This is a genomic window from Streptomyces sp. NPDC012466 (assembly GCF_042955215.1).
In the GTDB taxonomy this organism is placed as follows: Bacteria; Actinomycetota; Actinomycetes; order Streptomycetales; family Streptomycetaceae; genus Streptomyces.
Genome location: NZ_JBIBEQ010000007.1, coordinates 73,878 through 96,762 on the forward strand (window position 1 = coordinate 73,878; position 22,885 = coordinate 96,762).

Annotated in this window: 37 protein-coding genes; 36 read left to right on the plus strand and 1 reads right to left on the minus strand. The window is 67.3% G+C overall.

Annotated elements, in window-relative coordinates; translation table 11 throughout:
* Positions 1 to 233: 233 nt before the first annotated feature.
* The 32 genes from ACFY9E_RS25145 (at position 234) to truA (ending at position 18,785) form a co-directional block, all read left to right on the plus strand.
* A complete protein-coding gene (locus tag ACFY9E_RS25145) occupies positions 234 to 872 on the plus strand; it encodes a hypothetical protein (protein ID WP_390987716.1) in 639 nt (212 codons plus the stop codon).
* Between the two features lie 406 nt (positions 873 to 1,278).
* Complete coding sequence (gene rpsJ, locus ACFY9E_RS25150) at positions 1,279 to 1,587, plus strand: 30S ribosomal protein S10 (protein ID WP_003948644.1); 309 nt, start codon at positions 1,279 to 1,281, stop codon at positions 1,585 to 1,587.
* A gap of 17 nt (positions 1,588 to 1,604) precedes the next feature.
* Positions 1,605 to 2,249 carry a 50S ribosomal protein L3 gene (gene rplC / locus ACFY9E_RS25155; protein ID WP_102909540.1) on the plus strand — a complete coding sequence of 215 codons (645 nt, stop codon included), beginning with the start codon at positions 1,605 to 1,607 and terminating at the stop codon, positions 2,247 to 2,249.
* Between the two features lie 4 nt (positions 2,250 to 2,253).
* Positions 2,254 to 2,910 carry a 50S ribosomal protein L4 gene (gene rplD / locus ACFY9E_RS25160; protein WP_390987719.1) on the plus strand — a complete coding sequence of 219 codons (657 nt, stop codon included), beginning with the start codon at positions 2,254 to 2,256 and terminating at the stop codon, positions 2,908 to 2,910.
* Positions 2,910 to 3,329, plus strand: coding sequence for a 50S ribosomal protein L23 (gene rplW, locus ACFY9E_RS25165; protein WP_283973837.1), 420 nt, complete (start codon positions 2,910 to 2,912; stop codon positions 3,327 to 3,329). The genes rplD and rplW overlap by 1 nt, the downstream gene beginning before the upstream one ends.
* A 40-nt stretch (positions 3,330 to 3,369) precedes the next feature.
* Positions 3,370 to 4,206, plus strand: coding sequence for a 50S ribosomal protein L2 (rplB, locus tag ACFY9E_RS25170; RefSeq protein WP_145867745.1), 837 nt, complete (start codon positions 3,370 to 3,372; stop codon positions 4,204 to 4,206).
* Between the two features lie 12 nt (positions 4,207 to 4,218).
* Positions 4,219 to 4,500 carry a 30S ribosomal protein S19 gene (gene rpsS, locus ACFY9E_RS25175; protein WP_003992359.1) on the plus strand — a complete coding sequence of 94 codons (282 nt, stop codon included), beginning with the start codon at positions 4,219 to 4,221 and terminating at the stop codon, positions 4,498 to 4,500.
* 42 nt (positions 4,501 to 4,542) lie between these two features.
* Positions 4,543 to 4,890, plus strand: a complete 348-nt coding sequence (rplV, locus tag ACFY9E_RS25180) for a 50S ribosomal protein L22 (RefSeq protein WP_010036727.1) — start codon at positions 4,543 to 4,545, stop codon at positions 4,888 to 4,890.
* On the plus strand, positions 4,890 to 5,717 hold the full coding sequence (rpsC, locus tag ACFY9E_RS25185; RefSeq protein WP_030839666.1) for a 30S ribosomal protein S3: 828 nt from the start codon (positions 4,890 to 4,892) through the stop codon (positions 5,715 to 5,717). The genes rplV and rpsC overlap by 1 nt, the downstream gene beginning before the upstream one ends.
* Positions 5,718 to 5,722: 5 nt before the next feature.
* Entirely contained in the window at positions 5,723 to 6,142 is a 420-nt protein-coding gene (rplP, locus tag ACFY9E_RS25190) for a 50S ribosomal protein L16 (RefSeq protein WP_003992362.1), read from the plus strand.
* Positions 6,142 to 6,366 (plus strand): 50S ribosomal protein L29, encoded by a 225-nt coding sequence (gene rpmC / locus ACFY9E_RS25195; protein WP_003974259.1) that lies wholly within the window; start codon positions 6,142 to 6,144, stop codon positions 6,364 to 6,366. Before rplP ends, rpmC begins: the two co-directional genes overlap by 1 nt.
* On the plus strand, positions 6,366 to 6,653 hold the full coding sequence (gene rpsQ, locus ACFY9E_RS25200) for a 30S ribosomal protein S17 (protein ID WP_030839660.1): 288 nt from the start codon (positions 6,366 to 6,368) through the stop codon (positions 6,651 to 6,653). Before rpmC ends, rpsQ begins: the two co-directional genes overlap by 1 nt.
* 103 nt (positions 6,654 to 6,756) lie before the next feature.
* On the plus strand, positions 6,757 to 7,125 hold the full coding sequence (gene rplN, locus ACFY9E_RS25205) for a 50S ribosomal protein L14 (RefSeq protein WP_003992364.1): 369 nt from the start codon (positions 6,757 to 6,759) through the stop codon (positions 7,123 to 7,125).
* A 2-nt stretch (positions 7,126 to 7,127) separates the two neighbouring features.
* Positions 7,128 to 7,451 (plus strand): 50S ribosomal protein L24, encoded by a 324-nt coding sequence (gene rplX, locus ACFY9E_RS25210; protein ID WP_003992365.1) that lies wholly within the window; start codon positions 7,128 to 7,130, stop codon positions 7,449 to 7,451.
* Complete coding sequence (gene rplE, locus ACFY9E_RS25215; protein ID WP_030839657.1) at positions 7,451 to 8,008, plus strand: 50S ribosomal protein L5; 558 nt, start codon at positions 7,451 to 7,453, stop codon at positions 8,006 to 8,008. Before rplX ends, rplE begins: the two co-directional genes overlap by 1 nt.
* Before the next feature lie 5 nt (positions 8,009 to 8,013).
* Positions 8,014 to 8,199 carry a type Z 30S ribosomal protein S14 gene (locus ACFY9E_RS25220; RefSeq protein WP_003948630.1) on the plus strand — a complete coding sequence of 62 codons (186 nt, stop codon included), beginning with the start codon at positions 8,014 to 8,016 and terminating at the stop codon, positions 8,197 to 8,199.
* Positions 8,200 to 8,412: 213 nt separating this feature from the next.
* Positions 8,413 to 8,811, plus strand: coding sequence for a 30S ribosomal protein S8 (gene rpsH, locus ACFY9E_RS25225; protein ID WP_030839654.1), 399 nt, complete (start codon positions 8,413 to 8,415; stop codon positions 8,809 to 8,811).
* 24 nt (positions 8,812 to 8,835) lie between these two features.
* Positions 8,836 to 9,375: a 50S ribosomal protein L6 gene (rplF, locus tag ACFY9E_RS25230; RefSeq protein WP_003992368.1), complete on the plus strand. Its 540-nt coding sequence runs from the start codon at positions 8,836 to 8,838 to the stop codon at positions 9,373 to 9,375.
* A 3-nt stretch (positions 9,376 to 9,378) separates the two neighbouring features.
* Positions 9,379 to 9,762, plus strand: coding sequence for a 50S ribosomal protein L18 (gene rplR / locus ACFY9E_RS25235; protein WP_007494754.1), 384 nt, complete (start codon positions 9,379 to 9,381; stop codon positions 9,760 to 9,762).
* Between the two features lie 41 nt (positions 9,763 to 9,803).
* The gene (gene rpsE, locus ACFY9E_RS25240; protein ID WP_013001409.1) at positions 9,804 to 10,412 is read left to right on the plus strand and encodes a 30S ribosomal protein S5; all 609 of its coding nucleotides are present in this window, start codon (positions 9,804 to 9,806) and stop codon (positions 10,410 to 10,412) included.
* Positions 10,412 to 10,594 (plus strand): 50S ribosomal protein L30, encoded by a 183-nt coding sequence (gene rpmD, locus ACFY9E_RS25245; protein WP_005481207.1) that lies wholly within the window; start codon positions 10,412 to 10,414, stop codon positions 10,592 to 10,594. The genes rpsE and rpmD overlap by 1 nt, the downstream gene beginning before the upstream one ends.
* A gap of 2 nt (positions 10,595 to 10,596) precedes the next feature.
* Entirely contained in the window at positions 10,597 to 11,052 is a 456-nt protein-coding gene (rplO, locus tag ACFY9E_RS25250) for a 50S ribosomal protein L15 (RefSeq protein WP_031141307.1), read from the plus strand.
* A gap of 235 nt (positions 11,053 to 11,287) precedes the next feature.
* Positions 11,288 to 12,601 (plus strand): preprotein translocase subunit SecY, encoded by a 1,314-nt coding sequence (gene secY / locus ACFY9E_RS25255; RefSeq protein ID WP_390987727.1) that lies wholly within the window; start codon positions 11,288 to 11,290, stop codon positions 12,599 to 12,601.
* Positions 12,601 to 13,263, plus strand: a complete 663-nt coding sequence (locus ACFY9E_RS25260) for an adenylate kinase (protein WP_266455466.1) — start codon at positions 12,601 to 12,603, stop codon at positions 13,261 to 13,263. Before secY ends, ACFY9E_RS25260 begins: the two co-directional genes overlap by 1 nt.
* Positions 13,264 to 13,395: 132 nt before the next feature.
* Positions 13,396 to 14,232, plus strand: coding sequence for a type I methionyl aminopeptidase (gene map / locus ACFY9E_RS25265; RefSeq protein ID WP_390987729.1), 837 nt, complete (start codon positions 13,396 to 13,398; stop codon positions 14,230 to 14,232).
* Between the two features lie 236 nt (positions 14,233 to 14,468).
* Positions 14,469 to 14,690: a translation initiation factor IF-1 gene (infA, locus tag ACFY9E_RS25270; protein WP_003948620.1), complete on the plus strand. Its 222-nt coding sequence runs from the start codon at positions 14,469 to 14,471 to the stop codon at positions 14,688 to 14,690.
* Between the two features lie 64 nt (positions 14,691 to 14,754).
* On the plus strand, positions 14,755 to 14,868 hold the full coding sequence (gene rpmJ, locus ACFY9E_RS25275) for a 50S ribosomal protein L36 (RefSeq protein ID WP_003974245.1): 114 nt from the start codon (positions 14,755 to 14,757) through the stop codon (positions 14,866 to 14,868).
* A gap of 228 nt (positions 14,869 to 15,096) precedes the next feature.
* A complete protein-coding gene (gene rpsM, locus ACFY9E_RS25280; protein WP_004984507.1) occupies positions 15,097 to 15,477 on the plus strand; it encodes a 30S ribosomal protein S13 in 381 nt (126 codons plus the stop codon).
* A gap of 64 nt (positions 15,478 to 15,541) precedes the next feature.
* Complete coding sequence (gene rpsK, locus ACFY9E_RS25285) at positions 15,542 to 15,946, plus strand: 30S ribosomal protein S11 (protein ID WP_003956432.1); 405 nt, start codon at positions 15,542 to 15,544, stop codon at positions 15,944 to 15,946.
* 155 nt (positions 15,947 to 16,101) lie between these two features.
* Positions 16,102 to 17,124, plus strand: a complete 1,023-nt coding sequence (locus tag ACFY9E_RS25290) for a DNA-directed RNA polymerase subunit alpha (protein WP_003966937.1) — start codon at positions 16,102 to 16,104, stop codon at positions 17,122 to 17,124.
* A gap of 178 nt (positions 17,125 to 17,302) precedes the next feature.
* Entirely contained in the window at positions 17,303 to 17,791 is a 489-nt protein-coding gene (gene rplQ, locus ACFY9E_RS25295) for a 50S ribosomal protein L17 (RefSeq protein WP_390987734.1), read from the plus strand.
* Between the two features lie 139 nt (positions 17,792 to 17,930).
* Complete coding sequence (truA, locus tag ACFY9E_RS25300; protein WP_390987736.1) at positions 17,931 to 18,785, plus strand: tRNA pseudouridine(38-40) synthase TruA; 855 nt, start codon at positions 17,931 to 17,933, stop codon at positions 18,783 to 18,785.
* Positions 18,786 to 18,792: 7 nt separating this feature from the next.
* Here the strand turns inward: truA and ACFY9E_RS25305 are convergent, their stop codons facing one another.
* Complete coding sequence (locus ACFY9E_RS25305; RefSeq protein WP_390987738.1) at positions 18,793 to 19,662, minus strand: hypothetical protein; 870 nt, start codon at positions 19,660 to 19,662, stop codon at positions 18,793 to 18,795.
* 74 nt (positions 19,663 to 19,736) lie between these two features.
* Between ACFY9E_RS25305 and ACFY9E_RS25310 the strand changes: the two genes are divergently transcribed.
* The 4 genes from ACFY9E_RS25310 (at position 19,737) to glmM (ending at position 22,788) form a co-directional block, all read left to right on the plus strand.
* On the plus strand, positions 19,737 to 20,048 hold the full coding sequence (locus tag ACFY9E_RS25310; protein ID WP_390987739.1) for a hypothetical protein: 312 nt from the start codon (positions 19,737 to 19,739) through the stop codon (positions 20,046 to 20,048).
* Between the two features lie 217 nt (positions 20,049 to 20,265).
* Positions 20,266 to 20,709: a 50S ribosomal protein L13 gene (rplM, locus tag ACFY9E_RS25315; protein WP_010036634.1), complete on the plus strand. Its 444-nt coding sequence runs from the start codon at positions 20,266 to 20,268 to the stop codon at positions 20,707 to 20,709.
* A 41-nt stretch (positions 20,710 to 20,750) separates the two neighbouring features.
* A complete protein-coding gene (gene rpsI / locus ACFY9E_RS25320; protein WP_030854572.1) occupies positions 20,751 to 21,263 on the plus strand; it encodes a 30S ribosomal protein S9 in 513 nt (170 codons plus the stop codon).
* A 166-nt stretch (positions 21,264 to 21,429) separates the two neighbouring features.
* The gene (gene glmM, locus ACFY9E_RS25325; protein ID WP_390987740.1) at positions 21,430 to 22,788 is read left to right on the plus strand and encodes a phosphoglucosamine mutase; all 1,359 of its coding nucleotides are present in this window, start codon (positions 21,430 to 21,432) and stop codon (positions 22,786 to 22,788) included.
* Positions 22,789 to 22,885 lie beyond the last annotated feature (97 nt).

Consider the following 22,885-nt stretch of genomic DNA (forward strand, 5'->3'; position numbering starts at 1 on the left):
GCGCCGCGTGGGCCGACCCGGCCGTTCGGTACCGACAGGCACTCGGGAACCCCTCGTTGTCAGCCGGACGACGCCCTGGCCGGACGGCTCGCACCGGTGCCATCGCCGAAGGTGTAGCGCCTCCCCATCACGATCAGCTCGACAGTCCGCGCTGTCGAAGAAGGCGGAGGACGGAGGACGCGGTGTGCGACACCACTGATCGACCGGTGATCACCGCGGCACGAGCCGAGCCCTTGGCGCGAGCCGTTTTCGCCGCCCTCGGCGGCCTCGTGGAGATCGGCGCTGCCCGGGCTACTGGGGCCGGGGTGCTCGCCGACGTCTCCGTGGGGGACTTCCTCGCGCCCCGGCAGGACGACCTGCGCTGCCTCATGGAGGACGTCCGGGCGCTCGGCCGGTTTCCTGATGCGGTCATGGCCATCGCCGACGAGCTCGGCTACTTCGCGGACCACGAGGTGCCCGCGGCCTCCCTGCTGCTGTGGTCCGAAGGGATCGCCGGCCTCCCCGAGCCTTTGGAGCGGCTGGAGGAGCCCGCGCTGGTGCGGCGCATGTGCCGTATCGGCGCCGATCTTCAGCTGACCCGGCTGCTTCAGGCCCTCGTCACCGCCGCCCTCGCTGCCGGCACCGAGTCGGGGGAGGGAGCCGTCGGGATCGCGGAGATCCTCCGTGCCGCATGCGGCCTCGTCGAACCGGGCCGCGCTCGGACCACCCCCGCCGAAGTCCAGCGCATGTGGCGCGTCGCCCACCTCCCCGCCATCCTCCGCCCGGCGTCCGACGCACCCGACTGGGGGAAGGCCGGCTATCGGGCCTACGACGCAGAGCTGGAGCGGGTTCTTCAGGGGGAGGGGCCCGGGGCGGTCCGGCCTTGTGTTTGACCTACATCACCCCCGGGGTATTCTCCTCGGCTCGATTGGCGTCGACCCTGCCCCATATGGCAGACTGTCGGAGTTGCTCGGTCGAGTGTTGATGCTGCGCGCCTCCCGCCGGGGGGACCGGAAGCGAGTCCCACAGTACTCGTCGCCCTAACTGCCACCACGGCAGCGCTGGGGCGGACGTACGGGAATCTTCCGGGAAGTGTCAGTGCGGCACCGGCCAGGCACCCGGTGGCCTTCTAGGTCCCGGTCCGCGGTTCCGGAAGGGCCGTGCGCAATCCCTGCAGGGATGTTCGGACAAGGGACATCCGTGTCAGCGGAAGAGCGACACGCCCGACCGCGTGGGTCGGAGAGAAGGGCTGGAACGCCGGGTTCCAGAGCGTTACGAGAGACAGGACTACTAGTAGCCATGGCGGGACAGAAGATCCGCATCCGGCTCAAGGCCTACGACCACGAGGTCATCGACTCTTCGGCGAAGAAGATCGTCGAGACGGTGACGCGCACTGGTGCGTCGGTCGCAGGCCCGGTGCCGCTGCCCACTGAGAAGAACGTGTACTGCGTCATCAAGTCGCCGCACAAGTACAAGGACTCGCGCGAGCACTTCGAGATGCGCACGCACAAGCGCCTGATCGACATCCTCGACCCGACCCCCAAGACCGTTGACTCTCTGATGCGACTCGACCTCCCGGCCGGTGTCGACATCGAGATCAAGCTCTGAGGCCGGTGATCTGAACGATGGCTAAGCAGATCAAGGGCATCCTGGGCGAGAAGCTCGGCATGACGCAGGTGTGGGACGCGAACAACCGTGTTGTTCCGGTCACCGTCGTCAAGGCCGGCCCCAACGTCGTCACCCAGGTCCGTACGAACGACACCGACGGCTACGAGTCCGTCCAGATCGCGTTCGGCGAGATCGACCCGCGCAAGGTGAACAAGCCCCTCAAGGGCCACTTCGCCAAGGCCGACGTCACTCCCCGCCGCCACCTCGTCGAGATCCGTACCGCTGACGCCAGCGAGTACACCCTCGGCCAGGAGATCACCGCTGAGGTGTTCGAGGCCGGCATCAAGGTCGACGTGACCGGCAAGAGCAAGGGCAAGGGCTTCGCCGGTGTCATGAAGCGTCACAACTTCAAGGGCCTCGGCGCCGGACACGGCACCCAGCGCAAGCACCGCTCCCCCGGTTCCATCGGTGGCTGCGCCACCCCGGGCCGTGTGTTCAAGGGCCTCCGCATGGCGGGTCGCATGGGCAACGAGCGGGTCACCACCCAGAACCTGACCGTCCACGCCGTTGACGCGGAGAAGGGTCTGCTGCTCATCAAGGGCGCGGTTCCCGGTCCGAACGGCGGCCTCGTCCTGGTCCGCACCGCGGCCAAGGGGGCCTGAGGTAATGAGCACTGTTGACATCCTTTCGCCGGCGGGCGACAAGGCCGGTTCCGTCGAGCTCCCCGCGGAGATCTTCGACGTCGAGAAGGTCAGCATCCCGCTGATCCACCAGGTCGTCGTCGCGCAGCTGGCCGCGGCCCGTCAGGGCACGCACAAGACCAAGACTCGTGGCGAGGTCCGCGGCGGTGGCAAGAAGCCGTACCGCCAGAAGGGCACCGGTCGCGCCCGTCAGGGTTCGACCCGCGCGCCGCAGTTCGCCGGTGGTGGCGTCGTGCACGGTCCCGTGCCGCGTGACTACTCGCAGCGGACGCCCAAGAAGATGAAGGCTGCCGCGCTGCGTCACGCCCTCACCGACCGGGCCCGCCACAACCGCATCCACGTCGTCTCCGGCGTCGTCGAGGGTGAGAACCCGTCGACGAAGGCCGCTCGGACGCTGTTCGGCAAGATCTCGGAGCGCAAGAACCTGCTCCTGGTCATCGACCGCGCCGACGAGGCCGCGTGGCTGTCCGCCCGCAACCTGCCCCAGGTCCACATCCTGGAGCCGGGCCAGCTGAACACGTACGACGTTCTCGTCTCGGACGACGTGGTCTTCACCAAGGCCGCCTTCGAGTCCTTCGTGTCCGGCCCGAAGGCCAATGACACCGAAGGGAGCGAGGTCTGATGGCTATCCGTCACCCCGCTATCGCCTCCAAGGCGGCGAAGAAGGCCAAGGCCGCGCGCGTCGCCAAGGCGCGCCGCCACGCCGCCGAGGGCAAGAACACCGTCGAGACCCCGCTGAGCAAGTCCTTCACGGACCCCCGTGACGTGCTGCTCAAGCCGGTCGTCTCCGAGAAGAGCTACGCGCTCCTCGACGAGGGCAAGTACACGTTCATCGTCGCCCCGAACGCCAACAAGACCCAGATCAAGCAGGCCGTGCAGTCGGTCTTCTCGGTCAAGGTCACCGGGGTCAACACGATCAACCGCCAGGGCAAGCGCAAGCGGACCCGCACGGGCTTCGGCCAGCGCGCGTCCACCAAGCGCGCGATCGTGACCCTCGCTGAGGGCGACCGTATCGACATCTTCGGCGGTCCGACCGCCTGAGGGCGGTCCGGATCGTCCGATATCGGACGAGGACTGAGAAATGGGAATCCGCAAGTACAAGCCGACTACGCCGGGCCGTCGTGGCTCGAGCGTCGCCGACTTCGTCGAGGTCACGCGGTCCACGCCGGAGAAGTCGTTGGTCCGCCCCCTGCACAGCAAGGGTGGCCGTAACAACTCCGGTCGTGTGACCGTCCGCCACCAGGGTGGTGGCCACAAGCGCGCCTACCGCGTGATCGACTTCCGTCGTCACGACAAGGACGGCGTGCCGGCGAAGGTCGCGCACATCGAGTACGACCCCAACCGCACCGCGCGCATCGCGCTGCTGCACTACGCCGACGGCGAGAAGCGCTACATCCTCGCCCCGCGCAACCTGCAGCAGGGTGACCGCGTCGAGAACGGTCCCGGGGCCGACATCAAGCCGGGCAACAACCTTGCCCTGCGCAACATCCCGGTCGGTACCACGCTGCACGCCATCGAGCTGCGTCCGGGCGGCGGCGCGAAGTTCGCCCGCTCCGCCGGCGCCTCCGTGCAGCTGCTCGCGAAGGAGGGCTCCATGGCCCACCTGCGCATGCCGTCCGGTGAGATCCGCCTGGTCGACGTGCGCTGCCGCGCCACCGTCGGCGAGGTGGGCAACGCCGAACAGAGCAACATCAACTGGGGTAAGGCGGGCCGTAAGCGCTGGCTGGGCGTTCGCCCGACCGTGCGTGGTGTGGTCATGAACCCGGTGGACCACCCGCACGGTGGTGGCGAGGGCCGTACCTCGGGTGGTCGTCACCCGGTGTCCCCGTGGGGCAAGAAGGAAGGCCGTACTCGTTCGCCCAAGAAGGCGTCGAACAAGTACATCGTCCGCCGCCGCAAGACGAACAAGAAGCGCTAAGGACGGGTTGAGATGCCTCGTAGCTTGAAGAAGGGGCCCTTCGTCGACGACCACCTGATCAAGAAGGTGGACGCCCAGAACGAAGCCGGCACCAAGAACGTCATCAAGACCTGGTCCCGTCGCTCGATGATCGTGCCGGCCATGCTCGGCCACACGCTCGCGGTGCACAACGGCAAGACCCACATTCCGGTGTTCGTCACCGAGTCGATGGTCGGCCACAAGCTCGGCGAGTTCTCGCCGACCCGCACCTTCCGGGGTCACGTCAAGGACGACCGGAAGTCGAAGCGCCGCTAAGCGCGGGGTGGAATGACCATGACAGACACTGGAAGGACAACCATGGAAGCCAGGGCCCAGGCGCGGTACATCCGCGTCACGCCCATGAAGGCCCGCCGCGTGGTGGACCTCATCCGTGGCCTCAACGCCACGGAGGCTCAGGCGGTCCTGCGTTTCGCCCCGCAGGCCGCGAGCGTGCCGGTCGGCAAGGTGCTGGACAGCGCCATCGCCAACGCCGCGCACAACTACGACCACACCGATGTCGACAGCCTCTACATCTCCGAGGCGTACGTCGACGAGGGCCCGACCCTGAAGCGGTTCCGTCCGCGGGCCCAGGGCCGTGCCTACCGGATCCGCAAGCGGACCAGCCACATCACCGTGGTCGTCAGCAGCAAGGAAGGAACCCGGTAATGGGCCAGAAGGTAAACCCGCACGGGTTCCGGCTCGGTGTCACGACCGACTTCAAGTCGCGTTGGTACGCCGACAAGCTGTACAAGGACTACGTCAAGGAAGACGTCGCCATCCGTCGGATGATGACGTCCGGCATGGAGCGCGCCGGCATCTCCAAGGTCGAGATCGAGCGCACCCGTGACCGTGTGCGTGTGGACATCCACACCGCTCGTCCGGGCATCGTCATCGGCCGCCGTGGCGCCGAGGCCGACCGCATCCGCGGTGACCTCGAGAAGCTCACGGGCAAGCAGGTCCAGCTGAACATCCTCGAGGTCAAGAACCCCGAGACCGACGCTCAGCTGGTTGCCCAGGCCGTCGCCGAGCAGCTCTCCTCCCGCGTCTCCTTCCGCCGTGCCATGCGTAAGAGCATGCAGTCGGCGATGAAGGCCGGCGCCAAGGGCATCAAGATCCAGTGCGGTGGCCGCCTCGGTGGCGCCGAGATGTCCCGCTCGGAGTTCTACCGCGAGGGCCGCGTGCCCCTGCACACGCTCCGCGCGAACGTGGACTACGGCTTCTTCGAGGCCAAGACGACCTTCGGCCGCATCGGCGTGAAGGTCTGGATCTACAAGGGCGACGTCAAGAACATCGCCGAGGTCCGCGCCGAGAACGCTGCGGCCCGTGCGGGCAACCGCCCGGCCCGTGGTGGCGCCGACCGCCCGGCCCGTGGTGGCCGCGGTGGCGAGCGTGGCGGGCGCGGTCGTAAGCCGCAGCAGGCTGCCGGCGCCGAGGCCCCCAAGGCCGAGGCTCCCGCCGCCGCTCCGGCTGAGAGCACCGGAACGGAGGCCTGACCGTCATGCTGATCCCCCGTAGGGTCAAGCACCGCAAGCAGCACCACCCCAAGCGCAACGGCATGTCCAAGGGTGGCACGCAGGTTGCGTTCGGCGAGTACGGCATCCAGGCGCTGACCCCGGCCTACGTGACGAACCGCCAGATCGAGGCGGCTCGTATCGCGATGACCCGCCACATCAAGCGTGGCGGCAAGGTCTGGATCAACATCTACCCGGACCGCCCCCTCACCAAGAAGCCCGCCGAGACCCGCATGGGTTCCGGTAAGGGTTCTCCTGAGTGGTGGATCGCCAACGTCAAGCCCGGACGTGTGATGTTCGAGCTGTCGTACCCCAACGAGAAGATCGCGCGCGAGGCCCTGACCCGTGCGGCTCACAAGCTGCCGATGAAGTGCAAGATCGTCAAGCGCGAGGCAGGTGAAGCGTGATGTCGGCCGGTACCAAGGCGTCTGAGCTGCGCGAACTGGGCAACGAGGAGCTTCTCGCGAAGCTCCGCGAAGCCAAGGAAGAGCTGTTCAACCTCCGCTTCCAGGCGGCGACGGGTCAGCTCGAGAACCACGGTCGGCTCAAGGCCGTCCGCAAGGACATCGCGCGGATCTACACCCTGATGCGTGAGCGCGAGCTGGGCATCGAGACGGTGGAGAGCGCCTGATGAGCGAGAGCAACGTGACTGAAGAGACCAAGACGGACCGCGGTTTCCGCAAGACCCGCGAAGGCCTGGTCGTCAGCGACAAGATGGACAAGACCGTCGTCGTCGCCGTCGAGGACCGCGTCAAGCACGCGCTGTACGGCAAGGTCATCCGCCGTACGAGCAAGCTCAAGGCCCACGACGAGCAGAACGCCGCGGGTGTCGGCGACCGCGTCCTCCTCATGGAGACCCGGCCGCTGTCCGCGACCAAGCGCTGGCGCGTCGTCGAGATCCTCGAGAAGGCCAAGTAATCCCTCCTAGGGGGACCCCCTAGGCATCGTTCCGCCAGGCTCGGGGCGGGTGTGCACGTTTCGCAGCCCGCCCCGGGAACCGGCAGACAATCAGGAGATAGACGTGATCCAGCAGGAGTCGCGACTGCGTGTCGCCGACAACACTGGTGCGAAGGAGATCCTTTGCATCCGTGTGCTCGGCGGCTCCGGTCGCCGCTACGCGGGTATCGGTGACGTCATCGTCGCCACCGTCAAGGACGCGATCCCCGGCGGCAACGTGAAGAAGGGTGACGTCATCAAGGCGGTCATCGTTCGCACCGTCAAGGAGCGCCGCCGTCCGGACGGCTCGTACATCCGCTTCGACGAGAACGCCGCCGTCATTCTCAAGAACGACGGCGACCCTCGTGGCACCCGTATCTTCGGCCCGGTCGGCCGGGAGCTGCGCGAGAAGAAGTTCATGAAGATCATCTCCCTCGCGCCGGAGGTGCTGTGAGCATGAAGATCAAGAAGGGCGACCTGGTTCAGGTCATCACCGGTAAGGACAAGGGCAAGCAGGGCAAGGTCATCGCGGCCTTCCCCCGCGAGGACCGCGTCCTGGTCGAGGGTGTCAACCGGGTCAAGAAGCACACCAAGGCCGGTCCGACGGCTCGCGGTTCGCAGGCCGGCGGCATCGTCACCACCGAGGCGCCGATCCACGTCTCCAACGTCCAGCTGGTCGTGGAGAAGGACGGCAACAAGGTCGTGACCCGCGTCGGTTACCGCTTCGACGACGAAGGCAACAAGATCCGCGTTGCCAAGCGGACGGGTGAGGACATCTGATGACGACCACCACCAGCCCGCGTCTGAAGCAGAAGTACCGTGAGGAGATCACGGGCAAGCTGCGTGACGAGTTCAAGTACGAGAACGTCATGCAGATCCCCGGTCTCGTCAAGATCGTGGTCAACATGGGTGTGGGCGACGCCGCCCGCGACTCCAAGCTGATCGAGGGCGCCATCCGCGACCTCACCACGATCACCGGTCAGAAGCCGGCCGTCACCAAGGCCCGCAAGTCCATCGCGCAGTTCAAGCTGCGTGAGGGCCAGCCGATCGGTGCCCACGTCACGCTCCGTGGTGACCGCATGTGGGAGTTCCTGGACCGCACCCTGTCGCTCGCGCTGCCGCGCATCCGCGACTTCCGCGGCCTGTCCCCCAAGCAGTTCGACGGCCGTGGCAACTACACCTTCGGTCTCACGGAGCAGGTCATGTTCCACGAGATCGACCAGGACAAGATCGACCGCACCCGGGGTATGGACATCACCGTGGTGACCACGGCGACCAACGACGCTGAGGGCCGCGCGCTCCTTCGTCACCTCGGCTTCCCCTTCAAGGAGGCGTGAGCGAGATGGCGAAGAAGGCTCTGATCGCTAAGGCTGCTCGCAAGCCCAAGTTCGGTGTGCGTGGCTACACCCGCTGCCAGCGCTGCGGCCGCCCGCACTCCGTGTACCGCAAGTTCGGCCTGTGCCGCGTGTGCCTTCGTGAGATGGCTCACCGTGGCGAGCTGCCGGGCGTGACCAAGAGCTCCTGGTAATCCCCCAAATAAGGGATTTGCAGGGCTCTCGGTAAGCATCTGGGGCGGCAGGACGCCCAGCCCACATGCCTTAGGCTTGTGGGGTTGGGCGTCTGCCGCCGCCCTTACGACTTACTACGCCGTAGGTCCACCGCGCCGCACCCGTCCCGTCTCGGATCGGGGAGAGGGATGGCGCACCAGGAAACCCCGGCGAGAGAGGCCACAGGCCAATTCATGACCATGACTGATCCGATCGCAGACATGCTGACGCGTCTGCGGAACGCGAACTCGGCGTACCACGACTCTGTGACGATGCCGGCGTCCAAGATCAAGTCGCACATCGCGGAGATCCTCCAGCAGGAGGGCTTCATCACGGGCTGGAAGGTCGAGGACGCCGAGGTCGGCAAGAACCTCGTCCTGGAGCTGAAGTTCGGCCCCAACCGTGAGCGCTCCATCGCGGGCATCAAGCGGATCTCCAAGCCCGGTCTCCGGGTGTACGCGAAGTCCACCAACCTGCCGAAGGTTCTGGGCGGCCTGGGCGTGGCCATCATCTCCACGTCGCACGGGCTCCTGACCGACAAGCAGGCGCAGAAGAAGGGCGTGGGTGGGGAAGTCCTCGCCTACGTCTGGTAATTCGGGAACGGAGGAGAGACAGCAATGTCGCGTATCGGCAAGCTCCCCATCCCGGTTCCCGCCGGCGTGGACGTCACCATCGACGGCCGTACGGTCGCGGTCAAGGGCCCCAAGGGCGAACTGACCCACACCGTCATCGCGCCGATCGACATCGCCAAGGCCGAGGACGGCACCCTTCAGGTGCTGCGGCCCAACGACGAGCGGCAGAGCAAGGCCCTGCACGGCCTGTCCCGCACGCTGGTGGCGAACATGATCACCGGTGTGACCCAGGGATACGTCAAGAAGCTCGAAATCAGCGGTGTCGGTTACCGTGTCGTGGCGAAGGGCTCCAACCTGGAGTTCTCCCTCGGCTACAGCCACCCGATCCTGGTCGAGGCCCCCGAGGGCATCACCTTCAAGGTGGAGTCCCCGACCCGTTTCTCGGTCGAGGGCATCGACAAGCAGAAGGTCGGCGAGGTTGCGGCCAACATCCGCAAGCTGCGCAAGCCCGACCCGTACAAGGCCAAGGGCGTCAAGTACGAGGGCGAAGTCATCCGCCGCAAGGTCGGAAAGGCGGGTAAGTAAGCCATGGCATACGGACAGAAGATCCTTAAGGGCGACGCCTACAAGCGCGCCGCGATCAAGCGCCGCCACATCCGGATCCGTAAGCACATCAACGGTACGGCGGAGCGTCCGCGTCTGGTCGTTACCCGCTCGAACCGCCACATCGTGGCCCAGGTGATCGACGACATCAAGGGTCACACCCTTGCGTCGGCGTCCACCCTGGACACCTCGATCCGCGGTGGCGAGGGCGACAAGTCCGCGCAGGCCAAGCAGGTCGGCGCCCTGGTCGCCGAGCGCGCCAAGGCCGCCGGTGTCGAGGCCGTCGTGTTCGACCGTGGTGGTAACCAGTACGCGGGGCGCATCGCCGCCCTGGCGGACGCCGCCCGCGAGGCCGGACTCAAGTTCTGAGTCGGTTCCGTAGCTAGCGGAAACAGAGAGAGGTAATTCCAATGGCTGGACCCCAGCGCCGCGGTGGCGGTGCCGGTGGCGGCGAGCGGCGGGACCGGAAGGGCCGTGACGGCGGCGCTGCTGCCGCCGAGAAGACCGCGTACGTTGAGCGCGTCGTCGCGATCAACCGCGTCGCCAAGGTTGTGAAGGGTGGTCGTCGCTTCAGCTTCACCGCGCTGGTCGTGGTGGGCGACGGTGACGGCACCGTGGGTGTCGGATACGGCAAGGCCAAGGAGGTGCCGGCCGCCATCGCCAAGGGTGTTGAGGAGGCCAAGAAGCACTTCTTCAAGGTCCCCCGCATCCAGGGCACCATCCCGCACCCGATCACGGGCGAGAAGGCCGCGGGCGTCGTCCTGCTCAAGCCTGCTTCCCCCGGTACCGGCGTTATCGCCGGTGGTCCGGTGCGTGCCGTGCTCGAGTGCGCCGGTGTGCACGACATCCTGTCGAAGTCGCTCGGCTCGTCGAACGCGATCAACATCGTGCACGCGACCGTGGAGGCCCTGAAGGGTCTGCAGCGTCCCGAGGAGATCGCGGCCCGCCGTGGTCTGCCGCTCGAGGACGTCGCTCCCGCGGCTCTGCTGCGTGCGCGTGCCGGGGCTGGTGCTGCGTAATGGCTCAGCTCAAGATCACGCAGACGAAGTCGTACATCGGCAGCAAGCAGAACCACCGTGACACCCTGCGTTCCCTTGGTCTCAAGGGCATCAACACGCAGGTCGTCAAGGAGGACCGCCCCGAGTTCCGCGGCATGGTGCACACCGTCCGCCACCTCGTGACGGTCGAGGAGGTCGACTGATCATGGCGGAGAACAACCCGCTCAAGATCCACAACCTCCGTCCCGCCCCGGGCGCCAAGACCGCCAAGACCCGTGTGGGTCGTGGTGAGGCGTCGAAGGGTAAGACGGCCGGTCGTGGTACCAAGGGCACGAAGGCCCGTTACCAGGTTCCGGAGCGCTTCGAGGGTGGGCAGATGCCCCTCCACATGCGCCTCCCGAAGCTGAAGGGCTTCAAGAACCCGTTCAAGACCGAGTTCCAGGTCGTGAACCTCGACAAGCTCGCCGCGCTCTACCCCGAGGGTGGCGAGGTCACCGTCGAGGGTCTGGTGGCCAAGGGTGCCGTTCGCAAGAACAGCCTCGTCAAGGTCCTCGGCCAGGGCGAGATCTCCGTGGCGCTGCAGGTGACGGTCGACGCCGTCTCCGGCTCCGCCAAGGAGAAGATCACCGCCGCCGGCGGTTCCGTCACCGAGCTCGTCTGAACACCACAGGCGTCTCGATGACCTGAGCGATCCCGACCGGGGATACCCCACATATGGGGTATCCCCGGTTGGTCGTTCCTAGGGCGGCAGTCTCGCCGGTAAGGTGGCCTGCACTGCCCTCTTTTCACAGGGTGCTTCACTTCGGGCACTCTGAGCGGCAGTTGACCGTTACCTATTCGTCGAACCTCAAGACCGTCACCCTTGACGCAGTTGCGCGGGGGTCGCAGGAGGCACCGTGCTCACCGCGTTCGCCCGGGCGTTCAAGACGCCCGACCTGCGCAAGAAGCTGCTCTTCACGCTCGGCATCATCGTGATCTACCGGGTCGGTACACACGTCCCGATCCCAGGCGTCGACTACCGGAACGTCCAGACCTGTATCGACAATGCTCAGGCCAACCAGGGCCTCTTCGGCCTGGTCAACATGTTCAGTGGCGGCGCGCTGCTGCAGATCACGATCTTCGCGCTGGGCATCATGCCGTACATCACGGCGAGCATCATTCTGCAGTTGCTGACCGTGGTGATCCCGCGTCTGGAAGCCCTGAAGAAGGAGGGCCAGGCCGGTACGGCGAAGATCACGCAGTACACCCGTTACCTGACGATCGCCCTCGCCATCCTTCAGGGCACCGGCCTCGTCGCCACCGCCCGCAGCGGCGCTCTGTTCCAGAACTGCCCGGTGGCCAGTCAGATCGTCCCGGACCAGTCGATCTTCGTCACCATCACCATGGTCATCACGATGACCGCCGGTACGGCGGCCGTGATGTGGCTCGGTGAGCTGATCACCGACCGCGGCATCGGCAACGGCATGTCGATCCTGATGTTCATCTCGATCGCCGCCACCTTCCCGTCCGCGCTGTGGGCCATCAAGCAGGGGGGCTCCCTGGCCGGTGGCTGGATCGAGTTCGGCACGGTCATCCTGGTCGGCTTCGTCATGGTCGGCCTGGTGGTCTTCGTCGAGCAGGCCCAGCGCCGTATCCCGGTGCAGTACGCCAAGCGCATGATCGGCCGCCGTTCCTACGGCGGTACGTCCACGTACATCCCGTTGAAGGTGAACCAGGCGGGTGTGATCCCTGTCATCTTCGCCTCGTCGCTGCTCTACATCCCGGCGCTGATCGCTCAGTTCGCCGGAGGCACCTCGGGCTGGAAGACCTGGATCGAGCAACACTTCGTCAAGGGCGACCACCCGTATTACATCGCCACGTACTTCGTGCTGATCGTTTTCTTCGCGTTCTTCTACGTGGCGATCTCGTTCAACCCCGAGGAAGTCGCCGACAACATGAAGAAGTATGGTGGCTTCATCCCGGGCATCCGGGCTGGCAGGCCGACCGCTGAGTACCTGAGCTACGTACTCAACCGGATCACCTGGCCGGGTTCGCTGTACTTGGGACTGATCGCTCTCGTGCCGACGATGGCGTTGGCTGGTTTCGGGGCAAACCAGAACTTCCCGTTCGGCGGGACCAGCATCCTGATCATCGTGGGTGTCGGTCTCGAGACGGTGAAGCAGATCGAGAGCCAGCTCCAGCAGCGCAATTACGAAGGGTTCCTCCGCTGATGCGTATCGTCCTCGTCGGGCCGCCGGGCGCCGGTAAGGGAACGCAGGCCGCGTTCCTGGCCAAGAACCTGTCGATCCCGCACATCTCCACGGGCGACCTGTTCCGGGCCAACATCAGCCGGCAGACGGAACTCGGCAAACTGGCGAAGTCCTACATGGACGCGGGCAACCTGGTGCCCGACGAGGTCACCATCGCCATGGCGAAGGACCGTATGGAGCAGCCGGACGCCGAGAACGGTTTCCTGCTGGACGGCTTCCCCCGCAACGTGTCGCAGGCCGAGGCGCTCGACGAGCTGCTCGAGACCGAGAGCATGCAGCTCGACGCGGTGCTGGACCTGGAGGTCCCCGAGGACGAGGTCGTCAAGCGGATCGCCGGCCGCCGCATCTGCCGCAACGACTCCTCGCACGTCTTCCACGTGACGTACAAGCAGCCGGCCAAGGACGGCGTCTGCGACGTCTGCGGCGGCGAGCTGTACCAGCGGGACGACGACTCCGAGGAGACGGTCCGCACGCGGCTGGAGGTCTACCACACCCAGACCGAGCCGATCATCGACTACTACAAGGCCCAGGGCCTGGTGGTCACGATCTCGGCGCTCGGCAAGGTGGAGGACGTCACGACGCGCGCCATGGAGGCGCTCAAGCGTGGCGAGGACGACAAGTAGTCGTCCGTACGCAGCTACGGCCGCGGTTCCCCTCGGGGGGCCGCGGCTGCTGTGTGGGCGGGGTCGGGTGCACGGCCCCGTATCGTTGAAGGCGTCCGCAGTCGCCGAAGGTCCAGAAAGGCCGTAGCTCCCATGGTGCAGATCAAGACCCCCGAGCAGATCGCCAAGATGCGTGAGGCGGGGCTGGTGGTCGCAGCCATTCACGCGGCGACCCGTGAGGCCGCCGTGCCCGGGGCCACGACGAAGGATCTGGACCAGGTCGCGCGCAAGGTGCTCGCCGAGCACAACGCCAAGCCGAACTTCCTCGGCTACGGCGGCTTCCCCGCGACCATCTGCACCTCGGTCAACGAGGTCGTCGTCCACGGCATCCCCTCCGACGACGTCGTCCTCAAGGACGGGGACGTCATCTCCATCGACTGCGGCGCGATCATCGACGGCTGGCACGGCGACGCGGCCTTCACGGCCTTCGTCGGCTCCGGTCACGCTCCGGAGCTCGTCGAGCTCTCCCGGGTGACCGAGGAGTCGATGTGGGCCGGCATCGCGGCCATGAAGCAGGGCAACCGCCTGGTGGACATCTCCCGGGCCATCGAGACCTACATCCGCCGCCAGCCCAAGCCCGGCGGCGGCAAGTACGGGATCATCGAGGACTACGGCGGCCACGGCATCGGCACCGAGATGCACATGGACCCGCACCTGCTGAACTACGTCGACCGGCGGCGCGGCAAGGGCCCGAAGCTGGTGCCCGGCTTCTGCCTCGCGATCGAGCCGATGGTGTCCCTGGGGACGCCCAAGACGGAGGTCCTCCAGGACGACTGGACCGTCATCACGACGGACGGCACCTGGTCCTCCCACTGGGAGCACTCCGTCGCGCTGACGGAGCAGGGCCCGCTGGTGCTGACGTCTCCCGACGGGGGCAAGGCGAAGCTCGCCGAGCTGGGGATCGTCGCCGCGCCCGATCCGCTGGGCTGAGCGCCGCGCCCTCCGGGGTGGACGGTCGAGTCGTCCGGCGGCTGCGGGTCCGTGGTTCTTCGCGCACTTCCCCGCGCCCCTGCCGGGGCGCTTAAAGCCCAGCCCGCTGGGGCAGACTCTCTCGATTCGTGTTTCCGGGGGCCCTGTCGTAGACTGACTCGTCGGCTCTTGTGTACCCGCATGCCTGCATGCGCCAGCACAGAGTCGATCAAGGTAGTCGATTCGAAGGGCGAAGCGTGGCCAAGAAGCAAGGTGCCATCGAGATCGAGGGCACTGTCGTCGAGTCTCTTCCGAACGCCATGTTCAAGGTCGAGCTCCAGAACGGCCACCAGGTCCTGGCACACATCAGCGGCAAGATGCGCATGCACTACATCCGCATCCTCCCTGACGACCGGGTCGTGGTGGAGCTGTCTCCGTACGACCTGACGCGTGGCCGGATCGTCTACCGCTACAAGTAGATCTTGCCTGTGCCCCGCCGCCGCGTGCGGCGGGACTGCCGGCACTGACCCGGAGAACCTCAACATGAAGGTCAAGCCGAGCGTCAAGAAGATCTGCGACAAGTGCAGGGTGATCCGCCGTCACGGCCGGGTCATGGTCATCTGCGACAACCCGCGCCACAAGCAGCGCCAGGGCTGACGCACGACCGATCCCTCTGCATTCATCGCAGGGTTTCGCGCGACGCAAGCTGAATATGTTCATACGCAGGACCCAGGGGAACGAGCGTTCGCCTGACACCCCCGGTTCGGAGGCTGGGGACCCAGTCCGTACCTAATCTTTGGCTGCGTCTTTCTGAACAGCGCGAAGAGGCCGGCGGCTGGGAGTCGGTTCTGCGGAAGACCTCCGACAAGTAACTGGAGCCATTGAATGGCACGCGTTTCCGGTGTTGACATCCCGCGCGAAAAGCGCGTGGAGATCGCCCTCACCTACGTGTTCGGCATCGGCCGGACCCTCTCCCAGCAGACGCTGGCCGCCACCGGCGTGGACCCGAACACCCGTGTTCGTGACCTCTCCGAGGAGCAGCTGGTCGCGATCCGCGAGTACGTCGACAACAACATCAAGACCGAGGGTGACCTCCGTCGCGAGATCCAGGCCGACATCCGCCGCAAGGTCGAGATCGGTACCTACCAGGGTCTGCGTCACCGTCGTGGCCTGCCCGTCCGCGGTCAGCGCACCAGCACCAACGCTCGTACCCGCAAGGGACCGCGTCGCGCCATCGCCGGCAAGAAGAAGCCGGGCAAGAAGTAGTCCACAGCGGACGCCTGTCCACGGTCTTCGCTGTAGGACCGACCACCTCCCGTAGGAGTAATAGATGCCCCCCAAGGGTCGTCAGGGCGCTGCCAAGAAGGTGCGCCGCAAGGAAAAGAAGAACGTCGCTCACGGCCACGCGCACATCAAGAGCACGTTCAACAACACCATCGTCTCGATCACGGACCCCTCGGGCAACGTGATCTCCTGGGCCTCCGCCGGCCACGTCGGCTTCAAGGGCTCGCGCAAGTCCACCCCCTTCGCCGCGCAGATGGCCGCCGAGTCGGCCGCCCGCCGCGCGCAGGAGCACGGCATGCGCAAGGTCGACGTCTTCGTCAAGGGCCCGGGCTCCGGTCGTGAGACCGCGATCCGCTCCCTCCAGGCGACCGGCCTCGAGGTCGGCTCGATCCAGGACGTCACGCCGACCCCGCACAACGGCTGCCGCCCGCCGAAGCGCCGCCGCGTCTGACGCGACGCCTTCGGGTTCACGGTTTTCGGGCGGTACGGCTCCGTAAAGGGGCCGTATCGCCCGTACCCTTGCAGTACCCGTCCCTTTTGTGCCGGGGACGGCTCACGTCGGGTGTCAAATAGCGGGCGCCCACGACTGAAGGATCTGATCCACACATGCTGATCGCTCAGCGTCCCTCTTTGACCGAAGAGGTCGTCGACGAGTTCCGCTCCCGGTTCGTGATCGAGCCGCTGGAGCCGGGCTTCGGTTACACCCTCGGCAACTCCCTGCGTCGTACGCTCCTGTCCTCGATCCCGGGTGCGGCGGTCACGTCCATCCGTATCGACGGTGTCCTGCACGAGTTCACCACCGTGCCGGGCGTCAAGGAGGACGTCACCGACCTGATCCTCAACATCAAGCAGCTGGTCGTCTCCTCGGAGCACGACGAGCCGGTCGTGATGTACCTGCGCAAGCAGGGTCCGGGTCTGGTCACCGCCGCCGACATCGCGCCCCCGGCCGGTGTCGAGGTGCACAACCCCGACCTGGTCCTGGCCACGCTCAACGGCAAGGGCAAGCTGGAGATGGAGCTGACGGTCGAGCGTGGCCGCGGTTACGTCTCCGCTGTGCAGAACAAGCAGGTCGGCCAGGAGATCGGCCGGATCCCGGTCGACTCGATCTACTCGCCGGTTCTGAAGGTCACGTACAAGGTCGAGGCCACGCGTGTCGAGCAGCGGACCGACTTCGACAAGCTGATCGTCGACGTCGAGACCAAGCAGGCGATGCGTCCGCGTGACGCCATGGCGTCCGCCGGCAAGACCCTGGTCGAGCTGTTCGGTCTGGCCCGTGAGCTGAACATCGACGCCGAGGGCATCGACATGGGCCCGTCGCCCACGGACGCCGCCCTGGCCGCCGATCTGGCCCTGCCGATCGAGGAGCTGGAGCTCACCGTTCGGTCGTACAACTGCCTCAAGCGCGAGGGCATCCACTCCGTGGGTGAGCTCGTCGCCCGTTCCGAGGCGGACCTGCTCGACATCCGCAACTTCGGTGCGAAGTCGATCGACGAGGTCAAGGCGAAGCTGGCCGGCATGGGCCTGGCCCTGAAGGACAGCCCGCCCGGATTCGACCCGACCGCCGCCGCGGACGCCTTCGGCGCGGACGACGACGCGGACGCCGGTTTCGTGGAGACCGAGCAGTACTGAGAGCTCGGGCCCTCGGGTCCATGCTCGGGTGCGGGTGCGCTGTGGCTTGTCGCACAGTTCCCCGCGCCCCTTCCGGGCAGCCCTTCGGGGCCTGCCCGGATCTCCGACAGGCGACCGCCTGCTCGGATACTGACCCCGGTACCTGATACGGCCGGGGCAGACACCTAGGAGAAACACCATGCCGAAGCCCACCAAGGGTGCCCGTATGGGCGGCAGCGCCGCGCACGAGAAGCTCCTCCTCGCGAACCTCGCGAAGTCGCTCTTCGAGCACGGTCGTATCACCACCACCGAGGCGAAGGCCCGCAAGCTGCGGCCGTACGCCGAGCGTCTGGTCACCAAGGCGAAGAAGGGCGACCTTCACAACCGCCGTCAGGTGCTCCAGGTCATCACGGACAAGAGCATCGTGCACACGCTCTTCACCGAGATCGGCCCGCGCTACGAGAACCGTCCGGGTGGCTACACCCGCATCACCAAGATCGGTAACCGCCGTGGCGACAACGCGCCCATGGCTGTCATCGAGCTGGTCGAGGCGCTGACGGTGGCGCAGGAGGCGACGGGCGAGGCCGAGGCCGCGACGAAGCGTGCCGCGAAGGACGCCGAGGCCACTGAGGCTCAGGTCGACACGACCAAGGCCGAGGACGCCGCCGAGGAGTCCAAGGACGCCTAAGCGTCCGCCGGGGACCGTTCGTCGGCGGCTGCGGGTTGGTTGTCGCTCGTCGCGCGGTTCCCCGCGCCCCTTTAGGGCGTTGGCGGGCTCGTTCCTTTCCAGGAGCGGGCCCGCTTTTGTGTCTTGAGAGGATCTGTTCGTGAGTGATGAAGCAGCACCTGGCCACGTTCGTGTCCGGCTCGACCTGTCGTACGACGGGAGCGAGTTCTCCGGGTGGGCCAAGCAGGCCGGGGGACGGCGGACCGTGCAGGGGGAGATCGAGGACGCCCTGCGGACCGTGACGCGGTCACGGGAGACGTACGAGCTGACCGTCGCGGGGCGCACCGATGCCGGCGTGCATGCGCGGGGGCAGGTCGCCCATGTCGATCTGCCGCGTGAGGTGTGGGCCGAGCACCACCAGAAGCTGCTCAAGCGGCTCGCCGGGCGGCTGCCCCGGGACGTACGCGTCTGGGCCCTCAGGGAGGCGCCCAGTGGCTTCAACGCCCGCTTCTCGGCGATCTGGAGGCGCTACGCGTACCGGGTCACCGACAACCCCGGGGGCGTCGACCCGCTGCTGCGCGGCCACGTCCTGTGGCACGACTGGCCCCTCGATGTGGAGGCCATGAACGAGGCCGCCCGGGGGCTGCTGGGCGAGCACGACTTCGCCGCCTACTGCAAGAAGCGCGAGGGCGCCACCACCATCCGCACGCTCCAGGAGCTGAGCCTGGTGCGGGGCGACGACGGGATCATCACGGCCACCGTGCGGGCCGACGCCTTCTGCCACAACATGGTGCGCTCGCTCATCGGGGCGCTGCTGTTCGTGGGCGACGGACACCGGCCGGCCGACTGGCCGGGGAAGGTGCTGGCGGCCGGCGTACGCGACTCGGCCGTGCACGTCGTACGGCCGCACGGCCTGACGCTGGAGGAGGTCGGCTACCCGGCCGACGAACTGCTCGCCGCGCGCAGCAAGGAGGCGCGGAACAAGCGGTCGTTGCCGTCGGCCGGCTGCTGCTGACGTCCGCTCACTCGTCGGCCGCGGCCGAGGCCTGGGCTTCGCCGCGGCGGCGGATCTGGTTGAACGTGAACTGGCCCAGGTCGTCCCCGGTCTTGTAGACCGCGGTGTCCTTGGGCGTCACGTCCTTGCCGTTGGTGAAGCCGGCGTTGGTGAAGTAGGCGTAGCGGCCGTAGGAGTTGCTGGTCGTGCGGCAGAAGCCCGATTCGCAGAAGGGCTTGACGCCGCCGCCGGAGAGCGACTTGACGAAGCTTCTCTTGTCGGTCTGCCCCTTGGCCTTGACGGCCTGAGCCTCGGTGTCGAAGACGGCCACGCCGACCGTCACCGCGATGCCGTCCTTGACGTACGTCACGCGTATCAGGCGGGTGCAGCCGTTGGCGGTGACGGCTTTGGGGAGGGTGCCTCCGGCCGCCGAGGCGCAGTTCCTCGTGTCCGCCGTGGGACCCTTCTTGTAGACCGTCTCGCCCATGGTGAGCTGCGTGCCCGGGAAGAGGGTGGCCGGGCTGAGCGGGGCCTTGTCCTTCTTCGCGCTGGCGATGAAGTCCTTCGGGTCCAGCGGGGGAGGGGCGCTGGTCGGGGCGAACGACGGGGCCGAGGCGGACTGGCTCGGGATGTCGGCCGACGGCAGGGAGGTCGGGTTGCCCTTGTTGTCGCCGCCCGCCGAGACGACGGCCACCGCGACAGCGGCGCCGATCGCGACGGTGGCGAACGCGCCGCCGCCGATCAGCAGCAGCCGGCGTCGCTTGTTGCGGGCCTCGGAGGCCTCGGCGAGCGCCGCCCAGTCCGGAGCATGGCCGCCCCCGCTGGTCCAGGGCTGCTGCGATTGTGGTTTCCAGGGATCCCACTGGGACTGAGGTCCCCCCTGCTGCCCAAAGCTCATGGGCCGCATCTTAGACGGGACAAGGGGTGTGCTGGTCCGCCCGGATCGGCTCTCCAGCCCCTAGCGTTCCTCCCATGCGCACGGTCAAAGGCGACATCTCCGGGTGGTTGGGGCGACTGCTGCCGGCCGTGGTGCTGCTGGTGTTCCTGCTGTCGTGGCCGGGTCTCGCGGCCGGGGTGTGGCCGTCGGTCGTGGTGGGGGCGCTGCGGGGGTTCGGCCGTCCGCGCGGTGGCCGTTCCGTGGTGCGGTGGTGCGCCGGGGCCGCCGTCGACCTGCTGCTCTCGCCGGTCCTCCCCTGGGTCCGGCCGGTGCGGCGCAGGACGCTGCGGAGGGCCGTCACGTTCTGTGCCGTCCTGTATCTTTCGGTGACCGAGCGGCTGCGGTGATACCGCGTTTTGACCCTTGTGGTGTACCCCGGTATTCTGCTTGTTCGTTGTGTATTGGCTTGCTCATTCTCACGGGACGGGCCCTTACACCGGTCCACCGGGCCGATGACCAGCGACCCCACGTACGCGGTATGCGTCGCCGCAGTGCGGTCCAGGCTGTCGTGATCGTTTCGGTGACCAGTTATGGACCATTCACTCGAAGCGAAGGCTACGAACCGTGCGTACGTACAGCCCCAAGCCCGGCGATGTGACGCGCCAGTGGCACGTCATCGACGCCCAGGACGTTGTCCTGGGTCGTCTCGCCACCACTGCCGCGACGCTCCTCCGGGGCAAGCACAAGCCGATCTACGCCCCCCACGTCGACGCTGGTGACTTCGTCATCATCATCAACGCGGACAAGGTGCACCTGTCCGGCAACAAGCGGACCCAGAAGATGGCGTACCGCCACTCCGGCTACCCGGGTGGTCTGCGCTCCGTCCGTTACGACGAGCTCCTCGACAAGAACCCCGAGAAGGCCATCGAGAAGGCCGTCAAGGGCATGCTCCCCAAGAACACGCTGGGCCGTCAGATGCTCTCGAAGCTGAAGGTCTACAAGGGTGACCAGCACCCGCACGGCGCGCAGCAGCCGCAGCCGTACGAGATCACCCAGGTCGCGCAGTAAGTCCGGCCACCCCCAAGACTGAACAGAATCTGAGGAGAATCGTGGCCGAGACCACTGCCGAGCAGCCGCTCGAAGAGCTTGACATCGACAGCTACACCACCGAGTCCGAGGTCCCCGTCGAGGGTGAGTACACCTCGGAGTCCATGGCCTCCCGCTTCGGTGAGCCCCAGCCGGCCGCCGGCCTGGGCCGTCGTAAGAACGCCATCGCCCGCGTCCGGATCGTCCCGGGCACCGGCAAGTGGAAGATCAACGGTCGCACCCTCGAGGACTACTTCCCGAACAAGGTGCACCAGCAGGAAGTCAACGAGCCCTTCAAGGTGCTCGAGCTCGACGACCGCTACGACGTCGTCGCCCGCATCTCCGGTGGCGGTGTCTCCGGTCAGGCCGGTGCGCTCCGTCTCGGTGTCGCCCGTGCGCTGAACGAGGCGGACGTCGACAACAACCGCGGCCCGCTGAAGAAGGCCGGCTTCCTCAAGCGCGACGACCGTGCGGTCGAGCGCAAGAAGGCCGGTCTGAAGAAGGCCCGCAAGGCTCCGCAGTACAGCAAGCGCTAATCGCGTCGCCCGTCCTTGCGACTGGCTTCGCAACGATCGCCTCGGCGGCACGGTTGTGCTGCCGGGGCGGTTTCGTTTACACAACCCCTACAGCCCCCGGACAGTCTCAGGGGGCGTACTCGGGGATGTGAGCCGCATTCTCTTCAGCAATTCGGAGGACACCACTGTGGGACGACTCTTCGGCACGGACGGCGTGCGCGGTGTCGCCAACGCGGATCTGACGGCGGAGATGGCCCTGGGCCTCTCCGTGGCCGCGGCACACGTACTGGCCGAGGCGGGCACGTTCGAGGGACACCGGCCGAGGGCCGTGGTCGGGCGTGACCCCCGTGCGTCCGGGGAGTTCCTGGAAGCCGCCGTGGTCGCGGGCCTCGCCAGCGCCGGCGTGGACGTCCTGCGGGTCGGCGTGCTGCCGACGCCCGCCGTGGCCCACCTCACCGGAGAGCTCGGCGCGGACCTCGGTGTGATGCTCTCCGCGAGCCACAACGCCATGCCCGACAACGGCGTCAAGTTCTTCGCCCGCGGTGGGCACAAGCTCGCCGACGAGCTGGAGGACCGGATCGAGTCCGTCTACGAGGAGCACCGCACCGGCGCCCCGTGGGACCGCCCGACCGGCTCCGGCGTGGGCCGCGTAAGCGACTACGACGAGGGCTTCGACCGGTACGTCGCGCATCTGCTGGGTGCCTTGCCGAACCGGCTCGACGGGCTGAAGGTCGTCCTCGACGAGGCGCACGGCGCCGCCTCCCGGGTCTCGCCCGAGGCGTTCCAGCGGGCCGGTGCCGAGGTCGTCACCATCGGGGCCGAGCCGGACGGGCTCAACATCAACGACGGGTGCGGTTCGACGCACCTGGACAAGATCAAGGCCGCCGTCGTCGAGCACGGAGCCGATCTGGGCATCGCGCACGACGGGGACGCCGACCGGTGCCTCGCCGTCGACCACACCGGCGAGGAGGTCGACGGGGACCAGATCCTCGCCGTGCTCGCGCTGGCGATGCGGGAGCGCTCGGCGCTGCGGTCCGAGACGGTCGTGGCCACCGTGATGTCCAACCTCGGGTTCAAGCTGGCCATGGAGCGCGAGGGCATCCGGCTGGTGCAGACCGCCGTCGGCGACCGGTACGTGCTGGAGGAGATGAAGGAGCACGGGTTCGCCCTCGGGGGCGAGCAGTCCGGGCACGTCATCATCCTCGACCACGCGACGACCGGGGACGGGACGCTGACCGGGCTGCTGCTGGCGGCCCGGGTCGCCGAGAGCGGGCGTACGCTGCGGGAACTCGCCGCCGTCATGGAGCGGTTGCCGCAGGTGCTGATCAATGTGCCGGACGTCGACAGGTCCCGGGTGGGGACGTCCGCGGAGCTCGCGACGGCCGTCGGGGACGCGGAGCGGGAGCTCGGGGCGACCGGGCGGGTGCTTCTTCGGCCCTCCGGGACCGAGCCGTTGGTGCGCGTGATGGTCGAGGCGGCCGATATCGAGCAGGCCCGGTCCGTCGCGGGGCGGCTCGCCGACGCGGTGAAGTCCGCGCTCGGTTAGGGAACCGGGCGGGGGCGGGGCTGCGGCCGTCTGCCGGCTGCGGGTTGCTCATGGCCTGTCGCGCCCACGCGGCGGAGCCGCCGATGGACACAGCCCC